Source organism: Bartonella vinsonii subsp. vinsonii (genome assembly GCF_902825235.1).
Taxonomy (GTDB): Bacteria; Pseudomonadota; Alphaproteobacteria; order Rhizobiales; family Rhizobiaceae; genus Bartonella; species Bartonella vinsonii.
Genome location: NZ_CADEAJ010000001.1, coordinates 350,283 through 370,220, shown reverse-complemented (window position 1 = coordinate 370,220; position 19,938 = coordinate 350,283). Strand labels below are relative to the sequence as shown.

Sequence of the window (19,938 nt, the reverse complement as noted above, 5' to 3'; positions counted from 1 at the left end):
ACCATGCTGGCTCTTAATCTTATGATGTTTCTTCTGTTGCGGATAATTTTTCGTCCGTCTGATGCGATAAAAGAGCCAGCGGCTTTTTTAATTTATTTTCTGAATAATTTCGATAAGCTGCGGCCTGTGACAGCAACATAGAGGATACTGGTGTCGTTACAAACAAAAAGATCACTAGCAAGAATTCATGAAAAACAAAATGCTGGTCTACAAATATTGAATAAAGAAATGAAGAAATGAGAATACTCCCTGCGCCCCAACTTGTACTCAATGAAGGCATATGCAAACGCTCATAAAAATTGGAAAAACGCACCAACCCTACTGCTCCAATCAATGTGAGACCAGACCCTAATATTAAAAAAACTGTAACAATAATAGCAACCACAAGCGATACATCGTCTTTCATTCAATAATCTCCCCGCGCATAAGAAATTTTGCCAAAGCAACACTCGATACAGGGCCTAAAAGCCCAAGAATAAGAGCTGCTACAAAATAAATGGTTGTTCCTGAACGGATATCGAATGTAAGAAATAAAAGGATAGTATTTATATAAAGAGCATCTAAACCAACAATACGATCCTGCGCCCGCGGTCCATAAATCAGCCGAAACAATGCGAGAAGCATCGCTAAACTTAAAAAAAACTGTGAGATGAAAAGCCCCCAATAAAGAATAACCATACTCATGAAAAAATCTCCAAAAGTAATTGTTCATATCGTTGTTTGATAAATCGCTGGTAATCATATCCATTCTTAAAATTTAAGACATGAAGCAATAGTTCACCATTTTTTCTATTATAGGCAATCCAAACGGTTCCTGGAGTTATTGCAAGGATGCACGCTAAAACTGCCAAAGCAGTATAACTCTCAAGAAAAAGAGGTACCACGATAAAACCAGATTGTTGTTTTTGAAGCCTTTTTGTAAAAACAAAGAAAGCTACTGAAATATTTGACATGATAGAATCGATAAACACGCGAAAAATCAAACGAAAAATTGCACGCCAATTTTTAAGAGTGATTTTTTCCAGCTCAAGAAACTGCATCACCCAACCACTAAACAAAGCAATTATAATCCCTAAAAGCAATTGATCTAAACTAAAACCGTTTAAGGTCAACCACATAAAAACAATTGCTGCACTAAAAAAAGGGAAAGGACAAAAAGAGTTCATCGTTTTATCTCCCTCTTTTTGAGAGAAAAATCATCTAAAACACTTCCAATGTAATTTTGAGGCTCATATAAAGTTTTAGCTGTTTCAGCCATATAATGACCAACAGGAGCAGCAACAATTGTTATAAGAAAACACAAAACAAGAAGAACAACAATAGGTGCAAATTCAATCACCTGCACACGCGGAATCCTCTCTTCAAGAGAGACCCAAAAAGTATGGATACCCGTTCGTGTAAGAGCAATTAGAGCTGCAAAACCAGAGAGGGTAACAAAAATCATAAAGAGCCAATCATGATAAACCGGTAGAGAAGCAGATAAATCCTCCTTAATGTGGTTTAAAATTGCCAAGAACATCATAAGTTTTGCAACGAAACCTGAAAAAGGTGGAAGACCAATAATCAAAATAGCACAAAGACCAAAACAAGCCCCAAGAATTGCCAAAGTTACTGGCAAATAAGTGCCGACTTCATCGTCTTCCTCCTCTTCATCATCACCATATACTTCCATTGTAACAGTCAAAACATTCGCAGCCACATCCTGACAGCGTTCAACAAGCTCTACCAAAAGAAAAAAAGCGCCAAGAGCTAAAGTTGAAGAAACAATATAAAAGAGTGCCCCTGCTATAAGCTCTGTACTGCCAATACCAATTGCTGCCAACAATGTACCGGAAGAGACAAGAACACTATAAGCTGCCAAACGCACCAAAACTTGGCTAGCCAAGACCCCAATAAAACCAAAAGCCATAGTAGCAAGCCCACCATAAAACAAAACCATATGACCAAAATGGCTAAAATATCCACTTTCAGGGCTAAAACAGAGCAATGTTAAACGTAAAATAATATAAATACCCACCTTACTCAAAAGTGCAAACGATGCCCCCACGGGAGCTGCTGCTGCGCTGTAAGTTGGCATCAACCAAAAATTAAGTGGCCACATACCCGCTTTGAGTAAAAAGGCAATACCCAAAAGCGCAGCACCTATTTCGAATAAAACAATATCGCCAGAAGCTATATGTTTCATTTTTACAGCCAAATCGGCCATATTAAGGGTACCAACGACTCCATAAATGAGTGCCGTACCAAGTAAAAAAAAGAGCGAAGCTACAAGGTTAACCACAACATAATGCAACCCTGCACGCACACGTAACTGACCAGAACCATGCAATGCTAGCCCATAAGAAGCTGTTAACATCACTTCAAAAAACACAAATAAATTGAATAAATCACCTGTCAAAAAAGCACCGTTTATTCCAACCATGAAAAATTGCATCAGTGACTGAAAATGAGGACCCGCTTTGTACCAATGCGCCTGTGCAAAAACCAACGCGCTCATCATCAACAAACTAGAAAGCAAAAGCATCATAGCGCTTAAACGATCAAGAACTAAAACAATTCCGAAGGGAGAAGGCCAATTGCCAAGCCGATAAACCTCCGAAGCCGGCGTAACTTCAAGAGCACGCACAATCAACAAAACCGCAATAATAACCAACAATCCCGCAGAAAAAAGACTGATGAGAGATTTAAGTTTTGAACGCCGTTCATCATAAAAGAGAAGGAGTGCTCCAGTGCTTAATGGTAAAAGAATAGGCAAAATAAGAAGGTGCTGCATGCAGGATTTCATCATTGCACCTCACGTCCATCAACGTGATCTGAGCCTGTTAATCCACGTGAAACGAGGAGAATCACCAAAAATAAAGCCGTTGTTGCAAAACCAATCACAATTGCCGTCAAAACCAACGCTTGCGGAAGAGGATCAACATAATTCTCTGGATTGATCAGAGTGGAAGGATCAACAATCGGTGCAGCATTGCTACGTGGTCTACTCATTGAAAACATAAAAAGATTAATACCATAGGAAATCAAAGATAACCCAAGAATGACCTGAAAAGTTCGTGGACGTAAAACCAGCCAAATACCTGATCCAACAAGAACACCAATACCCAAAGAAAGAATAATTTCCATTAATCCTCCTTCTCTTTTAAAAGAGGTTTCTTACCGATTCGGTAACTACGAATGGACTGGTGTGCAAGTGCAATTAAAATGAGAACAGTTGCTCCAAACACAAGACAAAATATACCACAATCAAATAAAAAAGCAGATGCTACAGGAATCTTACCAATCAACGGAAGATCAGTATATTGAAAAAAGGAGGTTAAAAAAGGATAGCCAACCAACAAAGCCCCCCCTCCCGTAGCAACTGACAATAGTAAGCCAAACCCCATCCAACGCAAAGGTAAAACCCTCAAACGGCTTTCCACCCAACGAATATCACGAGCAAGATATTGCAAAATAAAACCTATCGCTAACGTCACGCCACCGACAAACCCGCCTCCTGGAAAATCATGCCCCCGCAGAAATAAATAAACCGAAAAAGCGATAATAACCGGAAAGAGCCACCCCATCATAACGGCAGGAATAGTGAGATAATTCAATACTGTATCCCCCACATCCCGATCAGGCTGTTCCATATCAAAAGCTTTTTGAACACGTTGTTGAAAAGGCGCATCAATACTTTCAGGAGCAGGACGAAACCGCCGTAAAAGAGCAAAAACAGTGAGTGAAACAATACCCAAAACGACAATTTCTCCCATGGTATCAAAACCACGAAAATCAACCAACAACACATTCACAACATTGCGACCACCTGCAGCAGAATAAGCATTTGTCAGAAAAAAATCAGAAATTGTTGTCCCTTGAGGACGTGTCATCATGGCAAAGGAGAGCCACGCTACCCCTGCACCTCCGACAAGAGCTATAAAGAAATCACGCATACGACGCAAACGCACAAAAAAATGAACAGAAGTTGGAGCAGGATTATACAAACGTTTAGGCAACCACCGCAAACCAAGCAATAACAAGACGGTTGTTACCACTTCAACAACCAATTGTGTTATTGCCAAATCAGGTGCAGAGAGCCATAAAAAGGTTGCACAAGTCATCAAACCGGCTCCCCCCAACAGCATAAGTGAAGCAAGGCGATGAAACTTCGCCTGCCAAGCAACTAAAAGTGCGCACAATCCGCCCACCAACCAAAGAGCAAGAAAAGGAATATCAAGTGGAAAAAGCGGTAAAGAACCTGCTGTAATTAAACCATCGCACCAAAGCAAAAAACCAACAAAGACAAAACACACCCCAAAAATCCAGTGCAACTGTATTTGCAAACGGCGTGTTGATAAAATAGATTCCACAGTACGCGCCCATTTCCAAGAAACAATCACAAGAACGCGTTCAAAAATACGTGGTCCTTTCAAGTGACGAAAGAACGGAGGCCCATCATCACAAGATAAAAAATAACGATGCCCGACAGCATAGAGCAATCCGCCCCCTAATAAAGCCACCAAACTCATCATTAACGGGGTATTAATTCCATGCCAAACAGCTAAGCTATAAGGAACTGTCATTGGTCCTAAAACAGACAAAACTGCATTATCCAAAATAGGCCCTATTGTTACATTCGGAAAAATACCAACTGCTAAACAAATAAAGACCAAAAGCTCCATTGGTAAACGCATAAAATGCGGTGGTTCATGTGGTGTTTTGGGTAAATTAAGAGGTTTTGGTCCCCAAAAAACACCATGAATAAAGCGTATAGAATAAGTCACACTAAACAAGCTCGCCAGTGTCGCTACATAAGGTGCAATCCAATCGAGCCATGAATCCATATGCATTTCAACTGCTTCAGCAAAAAACATCTCTTTCGATAAAAAACCATTTAACAAAGGAACTCCAGCCATTGCCGCACTTGCCACTAAAGCAAGAGTTGCTGTAATAGGCATAAAACGATAAAGACCTGTCAGTTTACGCATATCACGTGTTCCTGTCTCATGATCAATAATGCCAGCAGCCATAAATAAAGAAGCTTTAAAAGTAGCATGATTGGCCATATGAAAAATTGCTGCAACACATGCAAGCGGGCTACCAAGGCTTAAAAGAGTGGTAATCAATCCAAGATGACTAATCGTTGAGTAAGCAAGCAATCCTTTTAAGTCTTGCTGAAACATGGAAAAGTAGGCACCAAGCAAAAGGGTTGAGAGACCTGAAAAGCCAACAAGCCAAAACCAAGATTCTGTCCCAGAAAGTACAGGCCATAAACGAACAAGCAAAAACAATCCTGCTTTCACCATTGTCGCCGAATGCAAATAAGACGATACGGGTGTTGGAGCAGCCATGGCATTGGGCAACCAAAAATGAAAAGGAAACTGTGCACTCTTTGTTAATCCTCCCAATAAAATACAAATAAGAACAGGGTTATAAAAAGGACTTGACCGGATCATATCTCCAGACTGCAATACCTTATCCAAATCAAAACTGCCAATGATGAACCCAATCAATAAAACTCCAATAAAAAGAGCAAAACCACCAAAACCTGTGATCGTTAAAGCCATACGCGCTCCCTCACGCGCACTTGCATTGTGATACCAATAACCAATCAATAGAAAAGAAAAAATACTAGTGAGTTCCCAAAAAACAACCAAAAATACGAGATTTCCTGACAAGACTATTCCCATCATTGATCCCATAAAAGCCAGGAAAAAAGAAAAAAAACGCGGTACAGAATCCGCTGGATCTATATAATAACGTGCGTAGACAACAATAAGCAGTCCAATTCCTGTAATGAGCAAGCAAAAAAGCCACGATAAACCATCCATACGGAGAATCAAATCAACGCCCCACTCTGAAAGCCATGAAATATCTAAACGTACCACATGGTTTCCATGTACCACTGGATAAAGCATTATTGTAAAAAGAAGACAGAAAAGTGCAACAATCCCAGCAAACCATGCTTCATTATTTTTTGCCGTCGAACGAAAGAAACCAATCACAGCACTTCCACCAAAGGGGAGCAAAACGAGCAATATCAACATTGCTTCCCGTATTGTCATTCTTTAAGCTCCCTACTGTCCTTAATATTTTGTCATAAACAAAATAAAAATTTATAATTTATATTGTCACCCCCTCATCTCGCACTTACGATAATAAGATTTAATAAAACTTAAAAGCACTTAAAATTTTTAAAAAACAACTGTTGCGCGAAAAAATACGCATCATATAAATTCCCTCTTTAATTTTAAAATAAGAACGAATACGACAAGATTCGACAGAAATTTTTTACATTTAACAACTTCTACCCTTTTAAAAAGCGCGAAAGACACTGCTTACGAGGCCCATAAAAAGGTTGATAACTGTTATCATTTTTATTATAAGAGCGATAACGCGCACGACAAGATTCAATATGCTCTTGAGGCAGTTTTTTCGCATCTGATATACCTTTCAAGAGCGTGTGTTTTGTATTTAGATGTGGCAATACAACAAAGGCCGCTTCAGGATACCACCAATTATCTCTATACTTACGATAACCACGCCGATAATTATGATACCCTTTAAAACCGTTAAGTTCTCTACGTCCCGTAAAAACCAGAGGCATCGTACTTTCTTGAACAAAAACCTGAGGAGCCACTTTGGCTTCAACATCACTCTTATTTTCCCCCCAATAAACAACGTTAACTGTTATAATGAAAAAACCACTAACGAATATAAGAGCTAAAGCATAATATAATTTTTTTTTCACATACATAACGCAAATCTCATCATTACAAAACCAAAACGCAGTTACAGAAAATTTTTCTACTGCTAAAGAAAAACAGACCTCTTTTTTTTTGAGACATTCTGTTGCTCTTTGTATTAAACGTTAGTCTTGGTAATAAGATCCTTCAAAAGAGAATGGATAAACAATGATAAGAACTCCCTATTATCTTATAGATAAATCTGAACTCGTAAAAAATATGGAAATTATCACGCGCTTACGCGAAATATCTGGAGCAAAAATTCTGCTTGCTTTGAAATGTTTTGCGACATGGAGTGTTTTTGATTTAATGTCTGAGTTCATGGATGGAACCACATCATCATCCCTTTATGAACTGCGTTTGGGAAGAGAAAAATTCGGCAAAGAAACCCATGCTTATTCGGTTGCTTGGGCAGATCATGAGATTGATGAAGCATGTGGTTATGCAGACAAAATTATTTTTAATTCCATACAACAACTTCAACGCTTTGCTGATAAAACAAAAACCATTCAACGAGGGCTCAGATTAAATCCAGGAATCAGCGCATCCAACTTTGATCTTGCCAACCCTTCTCGCCCTTTTAGCCGCTTAGGAGAAGCCAATAAAAGTGCTATCAAAGAAGTTTTGCCCCTTATCAATGGGCTCATGATTCATAATAATTGCGAAAATGCTGATTTTAATCTTTTTAATCAAATGCTAAATTATATGGAAGAAAAATTCGCAGAACTTTTCGCTGCTGTTGACTGGATAAGCCTTGGTGGTGGAATTCATTTTACAGCTGAAAATTATCCTCTAGAAACTTTTGCAAAACGTTTAAAACATTTTTCAAGAACCTATGGTGTCACCATTTTTCTAGAACCAGGAGAAGCCGCTATAACAAAAAGCACCACACTAGAAGTAAGTGTTCTTGATACGTTATATAATGAAAAAAAACTCGCTATCGTTGATAGCTCAATTGAAGCCCATATGCTTGATCTTCTCATTTATCGTGAAAATGCCAAATTAGAGCCCAATCAGGGCCCTTATGAAATTATGGTCTGTGGAAAATCCTGTCTTGCCGGTGATATTTTTGGAACATTTCATTTTCCAGAACCCCTTAAAGTAGGTGATAGATTATCGTTTCAAGATGCAGCAGGCTATACAATGGTTAAGAAGAATTGGTTTAATGGTGTTGCAATGCCCGCCATTGTTATTAAAGAATTTGATGGTACACTAACAGTTCAACGCCAATTTAGCTATAATGACTATCTGAAAAGTCTTTCATAAAAAAATAACCGTTCAAGAAACGTCATACAACAGTGTTAAAAAGGAAACGAATCTACAATGAAGAAAAATATTCTCATTATTGGTGCTGGAGGTGTTGCACAAGTTGTCGCACACAAATGTGCTCAAAACAACGATATTCTCGGTGACATTCATATTGCTTCACGAACACTCAAAAAATGTGAAGCTATCATTGCTTCCATTAAAGAAAAAAACACAATGAAAGAACAGCGTGTTCTTAAGGGGCATATGCTCAATGCAATGAATGTAGAAGAGACCATAAAACTCATCCAAAAAACAAAATGTGAAATTGTCATCAATGTTGGATCGGCTTTTCTTAACATGTCTGTTCTTTCGGCTTGTATCGAAACAAAATGTGCTTATATCGATACTGCAATTCATGAAGACCCTTTGAAAATTTGTGAAACACCTCCTTGGTATGGCAATTATGAATGGCCTAGACGTCAAGAATGTGAAAAGGCTGGTATAACAGCTATTTTAGGTGCAGGCTTTGACCCAGGCGTTGTAAATGCCTATGCAGCGTTAGCGCGTGAATGTTACTTTGATAAAATCACCGATATTGATATTATCGATATTAATGCCGGAAACCATGGACATTGGTTTGCCACAAATTTTGATCCAGAAATTAACTTCCGAGAATTTACGGGAAAAGTATGGTCTTGGCAAAATAAAAAATGGGTTTCTAATCAAATGTTTGAAATTAGCCACGAATGGGATCTTCCCGTTGTGGGAAAACAAAAAGCTTATATGACAGGGCATGATGAAATTCATTCATTATCTAAAAATCTCGATGTTGAAAATATTCGCTTCTGGATGGGATTTAGTGAACATTACATCACTGTTTTTAACGTTTTGAAAAATCTTGGACTTTTATCCGAACAGCCCATAAAAACAGCAGAGGGTCAAGAGGTTATTCCTTTAAAAGTGGTGAAAGCCGTCTTACCAGATCCCGCTTCTTTAGCACCAAACTATACAGGAAAAACCTGTATTGGAGACCTTATTAAAGGCGAAAAAGATGGAAAGCCAAGAGAAGTTTTTATCTATAATATCGCTGATCATAAACAAGCTTTTCATGAAACCGGTGCACAAGGCATTTCTTACACAGCTGGTGTACCAGCAGCTGTTGCCGCTCTTCTTATTGCCACCGGAGAATGGGATGTTAAAACCATGGTCAATGTAGAAGAATTACCCTCACGCCCTTTCCTCAAATATCTTGATCATATGGGGCTTTCAACTTGGATAAGAGAACAACAAGAAGAGAAAAAGTTACAATTCTAAACCTATTTCCACTACCAGAAACAAATACAGAAAAACCGTCCCTTGAAAAGGACGGTTTTTGCATAAATCCCCAACACATAAATTTACAAAAATGTATCTTAGCCTTTTTCAGAAAGAGTTACAGAGCATGAAAAATCGCATCTAGAGAGTTAAATATGCAGTGGTTTAGCAAATGTTGCTAAAGCTGCTTCTCGCACTGCTTCCGATAAAGTAGGATGCGCATGGCAACAACGTCCTAAATCTTCTGATGAACCACCAAATTCCATTAAAACTGCAATTTCATGGATCATTTCACCAGCACCAAATCCAAGAATATGTCCACCCAAAACCCGATCTGTTTTTTTATCGGCAAGGATTTTAACAAACCCATCATTTTTTTGCATCGCGCGTGCACGACCATTGGCCATGAAAGGAAACTTACCAACATTATAATCAATGCCAGCAGCTTTCAGTTCTTCTTCTGTCTTTCCTACACTGGCAATTTCCGGTTGTGTATAGACAACACTAGGGATCACATCAAAATTAACATGTCCTTTTTGACCCGCCAAAATTTCTGCCACAGCAACACCTTCTTCCTCCGCCTTATGCGCCAACATTGGTCCTTTAACAACATCACCAATTGCATAAATTCCTGGAATATTCGTCTGCCAATGCGCATCGATATCAATAAAACCACGCTCATCCACTTTAACACCAGCTTCTACCAAACCAAGACCTTCCGTATATGGAGAACGTCCAGTAGCAATGAGTACAACATCAGCCTCTAAAGTTTCAGATTCTCCACCTTTAACCGCTTCAAAGCTTACTTGAGCTCCTGAACCAGATTGCGTAATAGCTGTCACTTTTGCACCAGTCTTATATTCAATTCCCTGTTTTTCCATTATCTTTTGAAACTGTCGTGAAACTTCACCATCCATTAATCCTAAAACTTTATTAAGATATTCAATAATGGTAACTTTAGCGCCCAAACGACTCCAAACTGAACCAAGCTCTGAACCAATAACACCAGCACCAACAACAATCATACGCGTTGGTACTTTCTCAAGAGCAAGTGCCCCTGTAGAAGAAACAACAACCTTTTCATCGATTTCGACATTCACGCCCGGAATGCCCGAACTTTCTGAACCCGTAGCAATAATGATATTCTTCGTTGCAATCGTTTGTTTGTTACCATCCCTAGCAACAACTTCAATTTGACCTGCGGCTAAAATTTTGGCTGTACCAAAAAAAGTGTCAACTTTATTCTTTTTCATCAAGAAAGAGACACCACTGGTATTGGCTGTAACAACAGCTTTTTTATGCGCCATCATTTGATCAAGATTAAGCTTCGATTTTGCAATAGAAATACCAAGTGTTTCAAAGCCATGTTGCGTTTCAGCAAACACTTCTGAAGCATGTAGCAATGCTTTAGAAGGAATACAGCCGACATTAAGACACGTCCCCCCCAACGTTGTACGTTTTTCAATAATTGCTGTTTTAAGGCCCAGTTGCGCCGCTTTTATTGCTGCGACATAACCACCCGGCCCCGCTCCAATCACAACCACATCATAAGACATCCGTTTTTCCTTTCATCCTGAAAATTGCACTTTTACAAGTCAAGAACAAGGCGTTCCGGATCTTCTAAACTTTCCTTAACACGCACAAGAAAAGTCACAGCTTCTTGACCATCTACAATACGATGATCATAAGAAAGTGCCAAATACATCATAGGGCGAATGGCAATTTGGCCATCAATAACCATTGCCCGCTCTTTAATGGCATGCATTCCCAAAATACCAGATTGTGGTGCATTCAAAATCGGCGTCGACATTAACGATCCATAAACCCCGCCATTGGTAATGGTAAAAGTTCCGCCTTGCATATCAGAAACTGCTAATTTTCCATCACGAGCGAGACGCCCCAAACGTCCTATTTCCTTTTCAATTTCTGCCAACGACATCTGATCTGCATCACGAACGACAGGAACGACAAGTCCCTTATCTGTTCCAACAGCAATTCCGGCATTAACATAATTCTTGTAAATAATATCTGTCCCATCAATTTCCGCATTAACAGCAGGAAGTTCTTTTAACGCATGACAAACAGCTTTGGTAAAAAATCCCATAAAACCAAGCTTAACACCATGTTTCTTTTCAAAAAGATCCTTATAACGCTTGCGCAAATCCATCACAGCAGACATATCAACCTCATTAAACGTGGTTAACATTGCCGCTGTATTCTGTGCATCCTTAAGACGACGTGCAATTGTTTGACGCAATTTTGTCATACGAACGCGTTCTTCACGCATTTCCTGAACAGGAGCAACGGAAGAACTAGATACAAAAGCAGGTGCAGAGCTGGACGCAGAAACAGCAGGAGGTGGCGCTTTTATCCCTTGTGTCAAAACATTAAGAACATCTTCTTTAAGAATTTGTCCACGTTTTCCAGAACCCAAAATATCACTTTTCGCAATATTATTTTCAGCCATCAATTTTGCTGCCGAAGGAGCAGGGGGCATTGTATTGCTTGAAGAAGGATGCTTCAGTTCAGATGGAGCTGCAGACACAGATATCTCAGAAGACGACGGTGATTTAGCAACACCAGCTGCTCCAGCTTCAACCGCTCCCAAAAGTGCATTCACTTCAACTGTATCGCCTTCCTTTGCAATAATTTCAGACAATTTTCCCGCAACAGGTGAAGGAACCTCAACTGTCACTTTATCAGTTTCTAATTCAACCAAGGGCTCATCCATAGCGACAGCTTCACCAAGTTTTTTAAACCATTTGCCAACTGTCGCTTCAGTAACCGATTCGCCCAAAGTAGGAACACGGATTTCAGTAGTCATAATATTTTTCCATACATCAGAGTAGTCATAAATTAAGAACCTAATGCGTCTTCAAGAAACGCAGAAAGCTGTTCAAGATGTTTCACCATCAACCCAGAGGCCGGTGATGCACTTGCAGGACGCCCCGCATAACGTGCACGTGAATATTGCGCATTAATATGCGTCAAAACCCATTCTAAATAAGGCTCAATAAATGACCAAGCCCCCATATTCTTTGGTTCTTCTTGGCACCAAACAACTTCTGCTTGTAAAAAACGCGATAACACATCCACCAAAGCTTTCGCAGGAAAAGGATAAAGCTGTTCAACACGCAGCAAATAAACATTATCAATGCCTCTTTTTTCACGTTCTTCATAAAGGTCGTAATAAACCTTACCTGTACAAAGAACGATACGGCGAATTTTACTATCTTTCTGCAATTTAATGGCAGAATCTTTGAGACGTTCTGCATCATCAAGTAACAAACGCTGGAAACTCATTTCTGGTCCCATTTCACTGAGGAAAGAAACAGCCCGCTTATGACGCAAAAGTGATTTTGGTGTCATTAAAATCAAAGGTTTACGGAAATCGCGTTTAATCTGGCGACGCAAAATATGAAAATAATTTGCAGGTGTCGTACAATTAGCAACCTGCATATTATCTTCGGCACAAAGTTGAAGGAAACGCTCCAAACGTGCCGAAGAATGCTCAGGCCCTTGCCCCTCAAAACCATGAGGCAACAAACACACTAGACCAGACATACGGAGCCATTTGCGCTCTGCGGAAGAAATAAATTGGTCAAAAATGACCTGTGCTCCATTAGAAAAATCACCAAATTGCGCTTCCCAAAGTGTTAATCCCCGAGGTTCAGCAAGGGAATATCCATATTCGAAACCAAGAACGGCTTCTTCAGAGAGCATAGAATTGACAACCTCATAAAGAGCTTGCCCCTTCTGTAAATGATTCAAAGGAATATAACGCGCTTCATTTTCTTGGTCATAAAGAACTGAATGGCGTTGTGAAAAAGTCCCACGTTCTACATCTTCACCAGAAAGACGCACCGGCGCTCCTTCTAAGCAGAGTGAACCAAAAGCCAAAGCTTCAGCAGTTGCCCAATCAACGCCTTCTCCAGTTTCAAAAATTTTAGCACGATTACTCAAAAAACGCTGTATCGTTTTATGCACATGAAAATCTGCTGGAATCTCAACAAGTTTCTGACCAATTTCCTTTAAAGTCTCTATTGCAACACCTGTTGTCCCACAATGCTGCTCATCAGCACTACTACAAGCTTTTAAACCCGTCCAGCTCCCATCAAGCCAATCAGCCTTATTGGGTTTATAAGAAGCACTAGCTTCAAATTCACTCTCAAGCTTATCGCGCCATTGCTTCTTTTGCCGCTCGATTTCTTCTGAAACCACCACTCCTTCCGCTACTAACTGTTCACCATAAAGCTGCAGCGTCGTTTTGTGATTACGAATTGCTTTATACATAAGCGGTTGTGTAAAGGAGGGTTCATCTCCTTCATTATGTCCATAACGGCGGTAACAGAACATATCAATTACCACGGGTTTATGGAAAATTTGACGAAATTCTGTTGCGACTTTTGCAACAAAAACAACAGCTTCAGGATCATCCCCATTCACATGAAAAATAGGGGCATCAATCATCTTTGCTACATCTGATGGATAAGGCGAAGAGCGCGAAAAACGCGGATCCGTTGTAAAGCCAATCTGATTATTGATAATGACATGAACAGAGCCTGCAACGCTGTAACCTTTAAGACCTGAAAGACCAAAAGTTTCCTGAATAACACCTTGCCCAGCGAAAGCAGCATCACCATGAATAAGCAATGGCAAAACCTTTGAACGTTCACTTAATGGAAGTTCATCAGTGTGTGTAAATCCCATAAGTTGATCTTGTTTAGCCCGTGCCTTTCCCATAACAACTGGATCAACAATCTCAAGATGAGATGGATTAGCCACAAGCGATAAATGAACTTTTTTACCATCAAATTCAAGATCAGCTGAAGTTCCCAAATGATATTTGACATCACCTGATCCTTCTACATCATCAGGTTTATAAGATCCCCCTTTGAATTCGTGAAAAATAGCTCGATGTGGTTTTGCAAGGACCTGTGAAAGAACGTTCAAACGACCACGATGCGCCATTCCTAAAATAATTTCCTGCACACCCAAAGCACTACCACATTTAATAATCTGCTCGAGAGCAGGAATCAGTGCTTCACCACCATCAAGTCCAAAACGTTTTGTTCCCTTATATTTCGTATCTAGAAACTGTTCAAACCCTTCTGCCTCAATAAGCTTATTAAGGATAGCTTTCTTGCCTTTCTGTGTGAAGGCAATGTGTTTATCCGGTCCTTCAATACGCTCTTGAAGCCATGCTTTTTGAGCAGGATCAGAAATATGCATATATTCCACACCAATCGTTGAGCAATAAGTACGATTGAGAATCTCAAGCATTTGCGGAATAGTCGCGTATTCCAATCCTAAAACATTATCAATAAAAATTGGTCGCTCGTAATCAGCAGGGGTAAAACCGTAAGCTTCCGGAGAAAGTTCCTTATAGTCTTCAAGTTTTTCCGCCAATTGAAGAGGATCGAGCCGTGCACGAAGATGCCCACGTGCTCGAAAAGCACGAATCATCATAAGTGCGTGAACAGAATCACGCGTTGCTCGAATAATATCTTGTTCGCTAGAAGCTTTTCCTTTTTGCACAGCACCCGCTGCTGCTTTTTCTTTTAATTTATCACCAACATGCTTTTCAAGAGCAGACCAATCGCTATCAAGAGCAGAAACTAACTCACCATTTGCCTTTAACGGCCAATGATCACGTTGCCATGTTGCCCCTTCAGCGTTTCTGAGAACATCTTCTTTTTTATCATGAAGGTTTTCAAAAAAAGTACGCCACTGTGAATCTACACTGGTGGGATCTTTTTCATATTCGGCATAAAGCTGATCTATATAATCCGCATTTCCACCATACAGAAAAGACGTTTGTGCAAAAAGACTATTTATTTCGTCCTGCCTTGCCATATACCTCTCCGGAACATTTATTCCGTCTCCTTATATCTCTTTTTGACCTCTCAATACTTGTCAAGCAAACAAAGATCAGAAAATTCAAAAAACTTCACCTTTTTATATCCAATGTCTCACCTGAATAAGAAAAAATTCTTATTCAGGTGATTTTTTACCCCTTCAAAACCGACATCAAAGTCTTTCCTATCTGCGATGGAGAAGGAGAAACGCGAATTCCAGCTGCTTCCATTGCAGCAATTTTATCTTCTGCTCCACCTTTACCACCAGAGATAACAGCACCAGCATGACCCATTGTACGTCCTGGAGGGGCTGTACGACCAGCAATAAAACCAACCACTGGCTTTTTACGACCTTTTTTTGCTTCATCTTGGAGAAACTGTGCCGCTTCTTCTTCAGCAGAACCACCAATCTCACCGATCATAACAATAGATTGGGTTTCCTCATCAGCTAAAAACATCTCTAACACATCAATAAACTCTGTGCCCTTAACAGGATCACCACCAATACCAATAGCTGTAGTCTGCCCAAGACCTTCATGAGTGGTTTGAAAGACTGCTTCATAAGTTAAAGTTCCCGACCGCGACACAACACCGACAGAGCCTTTTCTAAAAATAGAACCGGGCATAATACCGATTTTACATTCATTAGGGGTGAGAATACCAGGACAATTAGGACCAATAAGACGTGATTTTGATTTCTCCAATCGCGCCTTTACTTTAACCATATCCATAACAGGAATGCCTTCCGTAATACAGATAATGAGACGGATTTCGGCATCAATAGCTTCCATAATAGCAGTTGCAGCCCCTGCGGGAGGAACATAGATAACGGAAGCATCCGCTCCTGTCTTTTCCTTTCCCTCAGCAACACTAGCAAAAATAGGAAGCGTTTCACCTTTTGAACCTTCCCATGTTTCACCCCCTTTTTTAGGATTAACACCACCAACCATTTGCGTGCCATAATAAGCAAGCGCTTGTTCTGTATGAAACGTCCCTGTTTTTCCCGTAAGCCCTTGAACCAGAACTTTTGTATCTTTATTCACAAGAATCGACATAGCTTAAGCTCCCTTCACGGCTGCAACGATTTTTTGAGCAGCATCATCTAAATCATCAGCGGGAATAACGTTCAAACCACTTTCACTGATAATCGCTTTACCCTGCTCAACATTTGTGCCTTCAAGACGAACAACCAAAGGAACCTTTAAACCAACTTCTTTCACAGCAGCAACCACACCTTCAGCAATCACATCGCAACGCATAATGCCACCAAAAATATTAACCAAAATACCTTTAACATTTGGATCAGCGGTGATAATTTTAAAAGCAGCAGTTACTTTTTCTTTTGAAGCTCCGCCACCAACATCAAGAAAATTTGCGGGCTCTGCCCCATAAAGCTTAATGATATCCATTGTCGCCATAGCAAGACCCGCCCCATTGACCATGCAACCAATTGTGCCTTCAAGAGCAACATAAGCAAGATCATGTTTTGATGCTTCAATTTCTTTTGGATCTTCTTCTGAGATATCGCGCAATTCCAAAATATCTGGATGACGGAACAAGGAGTTATTATCAAAAGAAACTTTTGCATCAAGAACGCGCAAATGGCCACTTGTCATCACAATAAGCGGATTGATTTCAAGAAGGCTCATATCTTTTTCACAAAACACCTTATAGAGAATTGGAAAAAGTTTTTCACCATCTTCTCTTGCACTATCGCGCAATTCTAGTGCATCACAAAGCTTTGTACAATCGGCAGCAGTAACACCCTGTACAGCATCAATGGGTAGAGTTAATATTTTTTCTGGTGTCTCTTCAGCAACTGTTTCAATATCCATCCCTCCTTCCGTTGAAACAACGAAAGCAACCCGACCAACACTACGATCAACCAAAAGTGAAAGATAAAGCTCTCGCTCAATATCGGCACCATCCTCAATATAAAGACGATTGACCTGCTTGCCCTCTGGCCCAGTCTGTTTTGTTACCAAAGTTTTACCGAGCATTTCCTGGACATGTGCAACAACTTCTTCAACAGATTTTGCAAGCCGAACACCACCCTTTGCATCAGGACCAAGTTCTTTAAACTTTCCTTTACCACGACCACCAGCGTGTATCTGACTTTTGACCACATAGAGTGGTCCTGGCAATTTTTTTGCCCATTTTTCAGCTTGCTCTACAGAATAAACAGCAACACCATTTGCAATTGGTGCTCCATATTCATGAAGCAGACGTTTAGCCTGATATTCATGGATATTCATGCATTTGTCCTTTTCTTTTACGGATCACTTCATTAATCCTTAAATTATTATATTTTAAATACTCTGTTTTCATGAACAGAACCTTGCTCAATTTATTTGAGACTAGGTACAAGGGCGATACAAGCTTCACAAAGTTTTTGCACCGCATTCACTGAATGCTCAAAAGCATCTCTTTCCTCTTGATCAAGATCAATTTCAATGACCCGTTCAACACCGCCTGCGCCAAGTATAACGGGAACACCAACATATGTATCATTCACCCCGTATTCCCCTGAAAGATAGGCTGCAACAGGAACAACACGCTTAGTGTCCTTCAAATAGGCTTCAGCCATAGAAATAGCAGAAGCGGCTGGTGCATAAAAAGCAGATCCTGTTTTTAACAAACTCACGATTTCCGCACCACCATCACGGGTACGCCGAATAATTTGATCAATTCGCTCTTGTGTTGTCCAACCCATTTTCACAAGATCAGGCAAAGAAACACCCCCCACCGTTGAATAACGCACGAGAGGCACCATCGAATCACCATGCCCTCCTAAAACAAATGCTGTCACATCTTTAACAGAGACCTTAAATTCTTCAGATAAAAAGTAACGAAACCGTGCTGAATCAAGAACACCAGCCATTCCCACCACTTTATGTGTAGGAAGACCTGAAAATTTTTGTAATGCCCATACCATTGCATCAAGAGGGTTTGTAATACAAATAACAAACGCTGACGACGCGTATTTTTTAATTCCACCCCCAACTTGCTCCATCACTTTTAGATTAATGCCTAAAAGGTCATCACGGCTCATACCAGGTTTTCGTGCAACTCCTGCTGTTACAATAACAACATCAGATCCTTCAATTGCCTCATAAGCATTGGCACCTTTTAAACTGATATCAAAACCATCAATGGGTGAAGATTCGGCAATATCAAGAGCCTTACCCTGTGGTATACCTTCCGCAATATCAAATAAGACAACATCGCCAAGCTCTTTAAGTCCAACAAGATGTGCTAAAGTACCACCAATCATACCTGAACCAATAAGAGCTATTTTTTTTCGTGCCATTTTTTTCTTCCTAACCTTAGAGAACTCAGCGGACACTTATCAGCGCCAGTATACTGAATATTTCTTTGATCTTAGCTCTATTTTCAATAAATCATTAAAAAGAGAAAGAGATGAAACTTACCAAATTTCTCTTTCATAGAAGCAACAACTCTCCACAGAAACAACTATCAGAAAATTACCATGAAATATCGATAAAATGAATTTTAAAAAAATACAACAGATTTATCACACTTCTTTTAAGTTCAAAGAGTTATTATTTTTACCGTTTACGTACAGGCAAAGTTATATTCCGCTTTTCTCCTTTAAAGGAAAGCGCTCTGCCCAAAATTTCAAATAATCTTGACTTTGCATTTCAAAAAGACGCGATTGTGTTCTTTTAAACTCAAATGTTTCCGCCGTCTGTGCACAACCTTTATATAAATCCTCAAGTACAACCGCAGCTGACATAAATAATCTTATGTTGCGTTCATAAAGAATATCAATAAGTAAAATAAACCGTTTTGTTTCATTGCGACATGTATCATCCATCACGGGTACATTATCGATAAAAATCGTATGATAATGCTCCCCCAATGCTAAATACTCAGCTGCAGCCAAAGGCGTTGCACATAAATCTTGATAATCAAAGCGTGCACATCCCTCTCCAGCACGTGGAATATGAACAATACGTCCTTTTATAAAAAGTTCATGAGATGTTTCTTTCTGTCCCTGCAGCACCAATGCCCAAGCTTGATCCATACATTTATTGGTTTCCAATCCTAACGGCGTTATATACACATGTTGTGGATTTGATTTTTCAAGACGATAATCTGTTTTTGCATCAAGATTGAGAATGTGAACATGTGCTTTCAAAACTTGAATAAAAGGCAAAAAAAGTTCTCGATTTAAACCATTATAATAAAGATTATCTGGAGCAACGTTTGAAGTGGCAATGAAGAAAACCCCTTTATCAAACAAAGCAGAAACAAGACGCCCCAATACCATAGCATCCGCAATATCTGTTACACTGAATTCATCAAAACAAAGCACTTGAGCTTCTCGTGCGAGATCTTCAACAACAGCCAAAATAGGATTATCTTTTCCAGCTTTTGCAGATGATTTTTGACGGTAAACATTAATGCGCTCGTGCACATCAGCCATGAAATCATTAAAGTGGGCACGTTTTTTAGACTCTTGGTGCAAACAAGAAAAGAACAAATCCATGAGCATGGTTTTGCCTCGCCCTACTTCACCATAAATATACAACCCCTGAAAGGAAATCTTACCTTGCTTTGAAGCATGAACAAAGGTTTGTTTTTTTTTCTTAAAGAAATGCCAAAATGCCCAAGGACGAGAAATATTTTTCTCTACAATATCTTGCAATAAATGATCAAAATGCTTTGTTAAAGCCAATTGAGCAGGATCAAAACTTATTTCTCCTTTGTACACCAGCTCCTTATAGCGCGTTGACACTAACACCATCCAAACAACCTTTTTCAAC

16 protein-coding genes are annotated in these 19,938 nt (G+C 39.7%); 2 read left to right on the top strand and 14 right to left on the bottom strand.

Translation table 11 applies throughout. The features are described from left to right. Positions 1 to 19 precede the first annotated feature (19 nt). From mnhG to J7R12_RS01450, 7 genes are all read right to left on the bottom strand, one after another. Positions 20 to 406: a monovalent cation/H(+) antiporter subunit G gene (gene mnhG, locus J7R12_RS01480; protein WP_126602079.1), complete on the bottom strand. Its 387-nt coding sequence runs from the start codon at positions 404 to 406 to the stop codon at positions 20 to 22. Then, complete coding sequence (locus J7R12_RS01475; RefSeq protein WP_004862486.1) at positions 403 to 684, bottom strand: K+/H+ antiporter subunit F; 282 nt, start codon at positions 682 to 684, stop codon at positions 403 to 405. Before J7R12_RS01475 ends, mnhG begins: the two co-directional genes overlap by 4 nt. Beyond that, positions 681 to 1,166, bottom strand: coding sequence for a Na+/H+ antiporter subunit E (locus tag J7R12_RS01470; RefSeq protein ID WP_126602081.1), 486 nt, complete (start codon positions 1,164 to 1,166; stop codon positions 681 to 683). The genes J7R12_RS01475 and J7R12_RS01470 overlap by 4 nt, the downstream gene beginning before the upstream one ends. Beyond that, the gene (locus tag J7R12_RS01465) at positions 1,163 to 2,785 is read right to left on the bottom strand and encodes a monovalent cation/H+ antiporter subunit D (protein ID WP_126603998.1); all 1,623 of its coding nucleotides are present in this window, start codon (positions 2,783 to 2,785) and stop codon (positions 1,163 to 1,165) included. Before J7R12_RS01465 ends, J7R12_RS01470 begins: the two co-directional genes overlap by 4 nt. Beyond that, positions 2,785 to 3,126, bottom strand: coding sequence for a Na+/H+ antiporter subunit C (locus tag J7R12_RS01460; protein WP_126602083.1), 342 nt, complete (start codon positions 3,124 to 3,126; stop codon positions 2,785 to 2,787). Before J7R12_RS01460 ends, J7R12_RS01465 begins: the two co-directional genes overlap by 1 nt. Continuing rightward, on the bottom strand, positions 3,126 to 6,047 hold the full coding sequence (locus J7R12_RS01455; RefSeq protein ID WP_126602085.1) for a monovalent cation/H+ antiporter subunit A: 2,922 nt from the start codon (positions 6,045 to 6,047) through the stop codon (positions 3,126 to 3,128). Before J7R12_RS01455 ends, J7R12_RS01460 begins: the two co-directional genes overlap by 1 nt. 242 nt (positions 6,048 to 6,289) lie before the next feature. Continuing rightward, positions 6,290 to 6,739: a BA14K family protein gene (locus tag J7R12_RS01450; protein WP_126602087.1), complete on the bottom strand. Its 450-nt coding sequence runs from the start codon at positions 6,737 to 6,739 to the stop codon at positions 6,290 to 6,292. A gap of 157 nt (positions 6,740 to 6,896) precedes the next feature. Between J7R12_RS01450 and J7R12_RS01445 the strand changes: the two genes are divergently transcribed. Further along, the gene (locus J7R12_RS01445; protein WP_126602089.1) at positions 6,897 to 7,994 is read left to right on the top strand and encodes a carboxynorspermidine decarboxylase; all 1,098 of its coding nucleotides are present in this window, start codon (positions 6,897 to 6,899) and stop codon (positions 7,992 to 7,994) included. Between the two features lie 57 nt (positions 7,995 to 8,051). Continuing rightward, a complete protein-coding gene (locus tag J7R12_RS01440) occupies positions 8,052 to 9,290 on the top strand; it encodes a saccharopine dehydrogenase family protein (RefSeq protein WP_126602091.1) in 1,239 nt (412 codons plus the stop codon). A 149-nt stretch (positions 9,291 to 9,439) separates the two neighbouring features. Here J7R12_RS01440 and lpdA read toward each other — a convergent pair whose 3' ends face one another. The 7 genes from lpdA to zapE form a co-directional block, all read right to left on the bottom strand. Then, complete coding sequence (gene lpdA / locus J7R12_RS01435; protein ID WP_126602093.1) at positions 9,440 to 10,846, bottom strand: dihydrolipoyl dehydrogenase; 1,407 nt, start codon at positions 10,844 to 10,846, stop codon at positions 9,440 to 9,442. 32 nt (positions 10,847 to 10,878) lie between these two features. After that, entirely contained in the window at positions 10,879 to 12,114 is a 1,236-nt protein-coding gene (odhB, locus tag J7R12_RS01430) for a 2-oxoglutarate dehydrogenase complex dihydrolipoyllysine-residue succinyltransferase (RefSeq protein WP_126602094.1), read from the bottom strand. A gap of 32 nt (positions 12,115 to 12,146) precedes the next feature. Next, the gene (locus J7R12_RS01425) at positions 12,147 to 15,146 is read right to left on the bottom strand and encodes a 2-oxoglutarate dehydrogenase E1 component (protein ID WP_126602096.1); all 3,000 of its coding nucleotides are present in this window, start codon (positions 15,144 to 15,146) and stop codon (positions 12,147 to 12,149) included. 154 nt (positions 15,147 to 15,300) lie between these two features. After that, a complete protein-coding gene (sucD, locus tag J7R12_RS01420; RefSeq protein ID WP_126602098.1) occupies positions 15,301 to 16,203 on the bottom strand; it encodes a succinate--CoA ligase subunit alpha in 903 nt (300 codons plus the stop codon). 3 nt (positions 16,204 to 16,206) lie between these two features. Further along, positions 16,207 to 17,403: an ADP-forming succinate--CoA ligase subunit beta gene (gene sucC / locus J7R12_RS01415; RefSeq protein ID WP_126602100.1), complete on the bottom strand. Its 1,197-nt coding sequence runs from the start codon at positions 17,401 to 17,403 to the stop codon at positions 16,207 to 16,209. 92 nt (positions 17,404 to 17,495) lie between these two features. Continuing rightward, the gene (gene mdh / locus J7R12_RS01410) at positions 17,496 to 18,458 is read right to left on the bottom strand and encodes a malate dehydrogenase (RefSeq protein WP_126602102.1); all 963 of its coding nucleotides are present in this window, start codon (positions 18,456 to 18,458) and stop codon (positions 17,496 to 17,498) included. Between the two features lie 282 nt (positions 18,459 to 18,740). Then, positions 18,741 to 19,919 (bottom strand): cell division protein ZapE, encoded by a 1,179-nt coding sequence (gene zapE / locus J7R12_RS01405; protein WP_126602104.1) that lies wholly within the window; start codon positions 19,917 to 19,919, stop codon positions 18,741 to 18,743. Between the last annotated feature and the right edge of the window lie 19 nt (positions 19,920 to 19,938).

Coding starts and splice junctions, on each gene's coding strand:
- J7R12_RS01455 (WP_126602085.1), bottom strand. CDS start 6,047: ATGACAATACGGGAAGCAATGTTGATATTGCTCGTTTTGCTCCCCTTT.
- lpdA (WP_126602093.1), bottom strand. CDS start 10,846: ATGTCTTATGATGTGGTTGTGATTGGAGCGGGGCCGGGTGGTTATGTC.
- odhB (WP_126602094.1), bottom strand. CDS start 12,114: ATGACTACTGAAATCCGTGTTCCTACTTTGGGCGAATCGGTTACTGAA.
- sucC (WP_126602100.1), bottom strand. CDS start 17,403: ATGAATATCCATGAATATCAGGCTAAACGTCTGCTTCATGAATATGGA.
- J7R12_RS01475 (WP_004862486.1), bottom strand. CDS start 684: ATGAGTATGGTTATTCTTTATTGGGGGCTTTTCATCTCACAGTTTTTT.
- J7R12_RS01425 (WP_126602096.1), bottom strand. CDS start 15,146: ATGGCAAGGCAGGACGAAATAAATAGTCTTTTTGCACAAACGTCTTTT.
- zapE (WP_126602104.1), bottom strand. CDS start 19,919: ATGGTGTTAGTGTCAACGCGCTATAAGGAGCTGGTGTACAAAGGAGAA.
- J7R12_RS01440 (WP_126602091.1), top strand. CDS start 8,052: ATGAAGAAAAATATTCTCATTATTGGTGCTGGAGGTGTTGCACAAGTT.
- sucD (WP_126602098.1), bottom strand. CDS start 16,203: ATGTCGATTCTTGTGAATAAAGATACAAAAGTTCTGGTTCAAGGGCTT.
- J7R12_RS01470 (WP_126602081.1), bottom strand. CDS start 1,166: ATGAACTCTTTTTGTCCTTTCCCTTTTTTTAGTGCAGCAATTGTTTTT.
- J7R12_RS01445 (WP_126602089.1), top strand. CDS start 6,897: ATGATAAGAACTCCCTATTATCTTATAGATAAATCTGAACTCGTAAAA.
- J7R12_RS01465 (WP_126603998.1), bottom strand. CDS start 2,785: ATGAAATCCTGCATGCAGCACCTTCTTATTTTGCCTATTCTTTTACCA.
- J7R12_RS01460 (WP_126602083.1), bottom strand. CDS start 3,126: ATGGAAATTATTCTTTCTTTGGGTATTGGTGTTCTTGTTGGATCAGGT.
- J7R12_RS01450 (WP_126602087.1), bottom strand. CDS start 6,739: ATGTATGTGAAAAAAAAATTATATTATGCTTTAGCTCTTATATTCGTT.
- mnhG (WP_126602079.1), bottom strand. CDS start 406: ATGAAAGACGATGTATCGCTTGTGGTTGCTATTATTGTTACAGTTTTT.
- mdh (WP_126602102.1), bottom strand. CDS start 18,458: ATGGCACGAAAAAAAATAGCTCTTATTGGTTCAGGTATGATTGGTGGT.